Origin of the sequence: Pseudomonas sp. ADAK18, assembly GCF_012935695.1 — a bacterium.
In the GTDB taxonomy this organism is placed as follows: domain Bacteria; phylum Pseudomonadota; class Gammaproteobacteria; order Pseudomonadales; family Pseudomonadaceae; genus Aquipseudomonas.
The window spans coordinates 1,637,681-1,644,148 of record NZ_CP052859.1 but is presented as its reverse complement, the minus strand read 5'-3'; the positions used below and the strand labels follow the sequence as shown (position 1 = coordinate 1,644,148).

The 6,468-nt window shown below is 60.7% G+C and carries 7 protein-coding genes; 3 read left to right on the top strand and 4 right to left on the bottom strand.

Annotation, left to right across the window (positions count from 1 at the left end; translation table 11 throughout):
- Positions 1-80: 80 nt before the first annotated feature.
- The gene (locus HKK55_RS07385) at positions 81-1,889 is read left to right on the top strand and encodes a monovalent cation:proton antiporter-2 (CPA2) family protein (RefSeq protein WP_169354045.1); all 1,809 of its coding nucleotides are present in this window, start codon (positions 81-83) and stop codon (positions 1,887-1,889) included.
- Between the two features lie 72 nt (positions 1,890-1,961).
- On the top strand, positions 1,962-2,543 hold the full coding sequence (locus tag HKK55_RS07380; protein ID WP_169354044.1) for a hypothetical protein: 582 nt from the start codon (positions 1,962-1,964) through the stop codon (positions 2,541-2,543).
- Between the two features lie 155 nt (positions 2,544-2,698).
- Here the strand turns inward: HKK55_RS07380 and HKK55_RS07375 are convergent, their stop codons facing one another.
- The 4 genes from HKK55_RS07375 to HKK55_RS07360 form a co-directional block, all read right to left on the bottom strand.
- Positions 2,699-3,418, bottom strand: coding sequence for an alpha/beta hydrolase (locus tag HKK55_RS07375; RefSeq protein WP_169354043.1), 720 nt, complete (start codon positions 3,416-3,418; stop codon positions 2,699-2,701).
- Between the two features lie 12 nt (positions 3,419-3,430).
- Positions 3,431-4,189: a precorrin-6A synthase (deacetylating) gene (cobF, locus tag HKK55_RS07370; RefSeq protein ID WP_169354042.1), complete on the bottom strand. Its 759-nt coding sequence runs from the start codon at positions 4,187-4,189 to the stop codon at positions 3,431-3,433.
- Between the two features lie 59 nt (positions 4,190-4,248).
- A complete protein-coding gene (locus tag HKK55_RS07365) occupies positions 4,249-4,815 on the bottom strand; it encodes a histidine phosphatase family protein (RefSeq protein WP_169354041.1) in 567 nt (188 codons plus the stop codon).
- 69 nt (positions 4,816-4,884) lie between these two features.
- Positions 4,885-5,439, bottom strand: a complete 555-nt coding sequence (locus HKK55_RS07360; protein ID WP_169354040.1) for a DUF4865 family protein — start codon at positions 5,437-5,439, stop codon at positions 4,885-4,887.
- Positions 5,440-5,532: 93 nt separating this feature from the next.
- Here HKK55_RS07360 and HKK55_RS07355 point away from each other — a divergent pair, with 93 nt between their 5' ends.
- Complete coding sequence (locus HKK55_RS07355) at positions 5,533-6,399, top strand: LysR family transcriptional regulator (RefSeq protein WP_169354039.1); 867 nt, start codon at positions 5,533-5,535, stop codon at positions 6,397-6,399.
- The last annotated feature ends 69 nt before the right edge of the window (positions 6,400-6,468 follow it).

Below are 6,468 nucleotides of genomic sequence, written 5' to 3'. Positions count from 1 at the left end.
GGCAAAAATTCAGATTTCAGCACGTAAAAAAGCGCTCTAATAGCACCCTATTGATTAGGTAAAAGATCCTGGAGTACGCAATGCCCCATGAAGGCAACCTGTTACAAGCAGCCGTGGTGTTCCTCTTCGCCGCCGTGCTGACCGTGCCGTTGGCCAAGCGCTTGCAGCTGGGCGCGGTACTGGGTTATCTGCTGGCCGGTGTGATCATCGGCCCATCGGTATTGGGCCTGGTGGGCAACCCGCAAAGCGTCGCGCAGTTCTCCGAACTGGGGGTGGTGTTGCTGCTGTTCATCATCGGCCTGGAACTCTCGCCCAGACGTTTATGGGTGATGCGCAAGGCGGTGTTTGGCGTGGGCTTGGCCCAAGTGCTGCTCACCGGCACAGTGATTGGCGTGGTGGCGCTGTGGGGGTTTGGCCAGTCGTGGAACAGTGCGATTGTGTTGGGCCTGGGCCTTGCGCTGTCTTCCACCGCCTTCGGCCTGCAAAGCCTGGCCGAGCGCAAGGAACTGAACCAGCCTCACGGACGGTTGGCGTTTGCCATTCTGCTGTTCCAGGACATCGCGGCGATCCCATTGATCGCCATGGTGCCGCTGCTCGCCGGCGGCGACCACACCACCACCCCGGCCCAGGACCTCAATCACGGCTTACAGGTGTTGGGCAGCATCGTCGTGGTGATCATCGGCGGACGTTACCTGTTGCGGCCGGTATTTCGCATCGTCGCCAAGACCGGCTTGCGGGAAGTGTCCACCGCCACCGCCTTGCTGGTGGTGATCGGCACCGCGTGGTTGATGGAGTTGGTGGGCGTGTCCATGGCCTTAGGCGCATTCCTCGCCGGTTTGCTGCTGGCAGACTCCGAATACCGTCATGAACTTGAATCGCAAATCGAACCGTTCAAGGGCCTGCTGTTGGGGCTGTTTTTTATCAGCGTCGGCATGGGCGCCAATATCAGCCTGCTGTTCAGCGCTCCGGTGATTGTGCTGGGGCTGACGCTGCTGCTGATCGGCATCAAGCTGCCGCTGTTGTTTTGCGTGGGCCGCCTGGCCGGTGATCTCAACCGCGAAAGCGCGCTGCGCCTGGGTGTGGTGTTGGCGGCCGGTGGTGAATTTGCCTTCGTGGTATTCAAGATTGGCCGCGACCAGGGCCTGTTCGAACCCCACCTGTACGACATCCTGGTACTGACCATCACCCTGTCGATGGCGGTGACGCCGCTGCTGCTGTTGCTGTGCCCGAAGCTGTTCAAACCCAAGAACAAGCCGGTGGACGTGCCCGAGGAATACCGCGCCATCGAAGGCGATGCGCCCCGGGTGGTGATCGCCGGTATGGGCCGGATGGGACAGATCGTGGCGCGGATCCTACGGGCGCAAAATATCTCGTTTATCGCCCTCGACACCTCGGTGGAAACCATCGAACTGACCCGCAGCTTCGGCGGCATGCCGGTGTTCTACGGCGACCCGCAGCGCCCGGAAATTCTCCACGCCGCGAAGGTCGACCAGGCGGAGTTTTTCGTGATCGCCATGGATGATCCCGAGATCAACATCAAAACCGCTGAACTGGTGCGCAAGCTCTATCCGCACATGAAGATCATTGCCCGGGCCCGTAACCGTCAGCACGTTCATCGCCTGGTGGACCTGGATGCTCAACCGGTGCGCGAAACCTTCTACTCCAGCCTGGAAATGAGCCGTCGTACCCTATTGGGCCTGGGCTTGAGCCAGGCTCAGGCGGATGCACGGATCACCCGCTTCAAAAACCACGACCTGCAACTGCTGGCCGCCCAACATGCGGTGTATGACGACGCCGCCAAGGTCATGCAGAGCGCCCAGGAAGCCCGGACGGAACTGGCACGGTTGTTTGAGATGGATCGATTGGAAGAGGAATCCGACAAGGCCTGAGGATGGATTCGAACGATTTTGCGAATTTTCTGACAGAATGCAGCGCAATTTCGTTCTTTCCTGGAGAGCTTCATGGCCACCCTCAGCAAGACCTCAGCCCTCTTGGCCCTCGCGCTGACCGTCGGGTTCGGCGCCAGCCAAGTGTTTGCCGCGAGCAAACCGGCCGCCCAGAAAGCGGCCACACAAAGCATCTCGACCCTGGGCGGCAAGTTCACCTTCAACTTGCCCAAGGACTATGTCGGCGATGCGTTGCCAACGGGCAATGAAGCTGACGGCACCGCCGGCACCAGCGGCACGATGTACGCGAACCAGGCCACGAAAAGCGTGGTGATCGTGGCCGAGACCGTGCGCAACGATGGCATCACCATCAAGGACAACGACCCGCAGTTCCTCGATGGCGCCGTCGCCGGTTTCGTCAAGGACCAAAGCGCGGCCCTACCGGACTTCAAGAAACAGGCCGAGAAGAAACTGACCGTCAAGGGCCTGGGCCTGCGCCAAGTGGACAGCACCGCGACCATGGGCGGCGGCAAAACGCTGAACTCGACCTTCCTTGCTGGCTCCGGCGATCACCTGTTGGTGATCCAGGCTATTTCACGGGCGGATGATGTGAAAGGCCATGAGGTATTGGTGAAGCAGATTACCGGCGGGAAGTAACAGGCTTGTATCAACACCGCCGGTTAAATGTGGGAGCGGGCTTGTGTGGGAGCGGGCTTGCTCGCGAATACGGTGTGTCATTCAGCATCCATGTAACTGATCCACCGCCTTCGCGAGCAAGCCCGCTCCCACATTAGACTGCGTTCACACCGCCATTACCGAAGACTGTTTTCCAGCCAGTTCTTCAGGTCCTGCACTTCCGCCTCGCCTATGGTGTGGATCATCCCCGGATAACCGTGGAATTTTGGCGTCAAGGAAAGCCCCTTCAACACCTCGTTGGCCCGCGTCGCCGACACATACGGCAGCGCCTGATCCAACGTGCCATGGCCAATAAAAATCGCCAGTTTTTCAAGCTGCGCATCAGGCTTCAACTCGGCCTTGAGCACCGGCAGCAAACTGCCGCTGAGCGCCGCAATCCCCCGCAGGGTTTCAGGATGACGCAGCCCTACCTCGTACGACATGATCGCTCCCTGGCTGAACCCCACCAGAAACACCCGATCGCTTTCGGTGTGATATTTACGCGTGGCCTGGGCGACAAAATCGCCAATCAATTTGGCGCTGCTCTGCAAGTCGGCGGTCTCGCCGTCGTAATCGCCATCCCCCGGCGTCTTGGTGAACCAGCGATAGCCATGCGGATCCACTGGCAGCGGTGCACGCGCCGACAAATAGGTCCAGGTCGATGGCAACCGATCCCGCAGGCCGAACAGGTCCTGCTCATTGCTGCCATAGCCGTGCAGGAAAATCACCAACGGCTGGTTGCGTGCGTCACTCATGGTCTGCTCCAGATAGAGCAGCGGCAAGTCGGTGTGCAGCGTGTCTTCAGCCTGAGCCGTGCCGGCAAACAGGGCCAGTGCCAAGGCAATCGATCTGAGCATGGGAATGAACCTCTAGGGCTTGCGCAATAAATAAGTGTCCATGATCCAGCCATTGGCCTGACGCGCCGCCTTGCGTACGCGCTCGATTTCATCGGCCACCTCGGCCACTTTGCCACTGATCAGAATCTCATCCGGTGTACCGAGGTAAGCCCCCCAATAGATATCCAGATCCTGATCGGCCACGGTGCGGTAGGAGTCCTCGGCATCCAGCATCACCACCAGGGTATCGGCATCGCTGGCCTGCCCTGCCGCCAACCGGCGGCCGGTGGTGATCTCGATGGAGCGACCGATACGGTTCAACGGCACTTTATGCTGGGCGGCCAGGGCCTGGACGCTGGTAATGCCGGGGATCACTTCGAATTCGAATTCGCAGCGGCCACTGGCAAGAATCGCCTGCAGGATACGGATGGTGCTGTCGTACAACGCCGGGTCGCCCCAGGCCAGGAAAGCGCCGCACTCACCGTCGGCCATTTGCTCGTTGATCATCCGCTCGAAGGTCTGTTGCTTGTCGCGGTTGAGGTCCTGGACGGCGGTGGTGTAGTCGATCTCGCCACGCACCCGCTCGGGGCAATCGGCTTCGACGAAGCGGTAAGCGTGGTCGGCGTTGATATAGGTCTCGCAGATTTCCCGGCGCAGGTCGATCAGCTTGTCCTTGCTCTGGCCCTTGTCCATCAGGAAAAACACGTCGGTACGGTTGAGCGCCTTGACCGCCTGCATGGTGATGTAGTCGGGGTTGCCGGCGCCGATGCCGATGATCAGGATGCTCTTCATGGGAAAGTCTTCATGGGGTGTTCTCAGTGCGGGAGGCCGATTTTGCCATGTTCGTAACCCTAGGTGGCGTGAGTTTCCAGGCGCAAGCGCCAGACGCCGTTGAAACGCAGCTCGGTGGATGACAATGGCTCCACGTCGATTCGATTGAACATCGCCAGCGGGCATTGCATGACATGCAGCAACGCGGCGCGAATCACAAAGGGATGAGTCACCGCCAGCACATGGCCCGGTGTTTGCTCCAGCGATTGCAGCCACCGCCTTACCCGTTCGCACAATTGCGCCACAGATTCACCGCCATGGGGATTGGCGGTGCAGTCCGTCAGCCAGGCCTGCATGGCGTCGGGCTCGGCCTGTTGAAGCTCGTCGAGGCCCTTACCTTGCCAACGCCCGAAATCACAGTCGCGCAGGGCTTCTTCTACCTGCGGATGCTCGCCAAACAACATCGCCGTTTGCCGGGTTCGCACCTCGGGGCCACACAGTAAACGGGGTGCGCGCTTGAAGCGGCTGGCCAATGACAACGCCGCCGACTGCCACACCATCTCCAAGGGTTCGTCCAACGCGAAGCGGGCGCGTTTTTGAGCCGGCGTACTGGCATGGCAAATGAGGGTCAAGCGAGTGGCCTGCATCGAAAATCGCCCTAGCATCAAGGTAAAGGACGCATCCTGACACAGGAACACCCTTCTCTGTAGCCGTCTTTACAACCCCGGACGCGCCAGGTAGAGCACCTCATACCCCCTGCCGGGGTGGTTGTCCTCCCGTGCCTTGGCCGACAAGGTAATCCGTATCAGCTTCCACGCCTGGACATCCAGTGCCAGGAACACCGCAAAGTTATCGCTGCTGTCAGCCACCTGTTGATTGCGTGCTTTTTCAACTGCCAGCAACTGGGCACGATCCGCCCCCGGCGCCAGCGCCCACTCTTCCCGATACACGCTCAAGGCGTTTTGCGCCGGGCCCCGTCGCACGTCCAGCGGCAACCAGGACTCAATGTGCGGCTGGCCAAAACTGTCGAGGACTTTCTGAAAGCGCTCGCCCAATAAAAAGTCTGCCGCAGCCAGAGGGTCGGCCCACAGGTACACCGAGGCATACAAGTTTCCCACGCCTGTGCCCTGCCCCCGCGTCTGGGCAATGAAGGCCTTGAACAACAACCCCTCGGTGTCATCCCACAGCGGCCCCAGTTGCGCCGCGCGTTGACGAATGATGCCCATGTCGTAATCGGCGGGCAGCCGATGTGAATACTGTTTGGCGAACATGTTGGCGCTCCTGTGCAAGATGAGTGTTGAGCTTGCGCAGTCTCAGTGATTTCATCAAGATATCGCTTGATATAGGTATGATAAGGAATAGAAATGATTGGCACACTCAAACCTCTGGATATCGACACCGTGCAAGCGTTCGTACTGGTGGCGGATTTCGCCAGTTTCACCCGCGCAGCCCAGGCTCTCGATACATCCCAGGCGGCCATCAGCCTCAAGCTCAAGCGCCTGGAAGAACGCCTCGGTTATCGCCTGCTGGAGCGCACGCCCCGGCATGTGCGCCTGTCGCCTCAAGGTGAGCAGTTCATCGTCGCCGCCCGCGCCTTGCTCAATGCCCACGAACGGGCTTTGGGTGATATGAGCGCCAGCACAACACGCCGTTTGGTCATCGGCATCAGCGACCACGTCGCCGGGCCTGACCTGCCGGTGTGGCTCAGCCGCCTGGCCGCCTACGATCCGCTGGTGATTCTGGAAGTACGAATTGCCTCATCCCGTGACCTGGTGGCGGCCTTCGACCGCAACGAACTGGACGCCGTGATCGTGCGTAACGAGGGCGATCGCCAGGACGGTGAAGTGCTGGTGGTGGAGCGCTTTGGCTGGTTCGCCGCGCCCACCTGGCAGCACACGCCCGGCACGCCGTTGCGCATGGCGACCATGGCCCCGCCCTGCGGTGTACGACACCTGGCGGTGCGAGCGCTGGATGAGGCGCGAATCGACTGGACCGAGGTGTTTGTCGGCGGCGGCGTCATGGCCGTGGGTGCAGCGGTCAGTGCCGGCTTGGGCGTGGCAGCCCTCGCCCGTCGCGTGGCACCGGCGGGTGCGGTGGACGTGAGCGCACAGTGGGGATTACCCGCGCTGCCCGTCAGCGAAGTCGTGCTGTACAGCCGGATCAGCGACGGGCGCTCCAAAGAAACGTTGCGGGCGTTAAGTGCGACATTCAGAGGCGTTCTGGAACGCTAAGGCCACTTGAACACCTCACCGTCGTTGCGCCTGCACCTCAGGGCCTGAAAATTCCCTACCCAAGTTGAC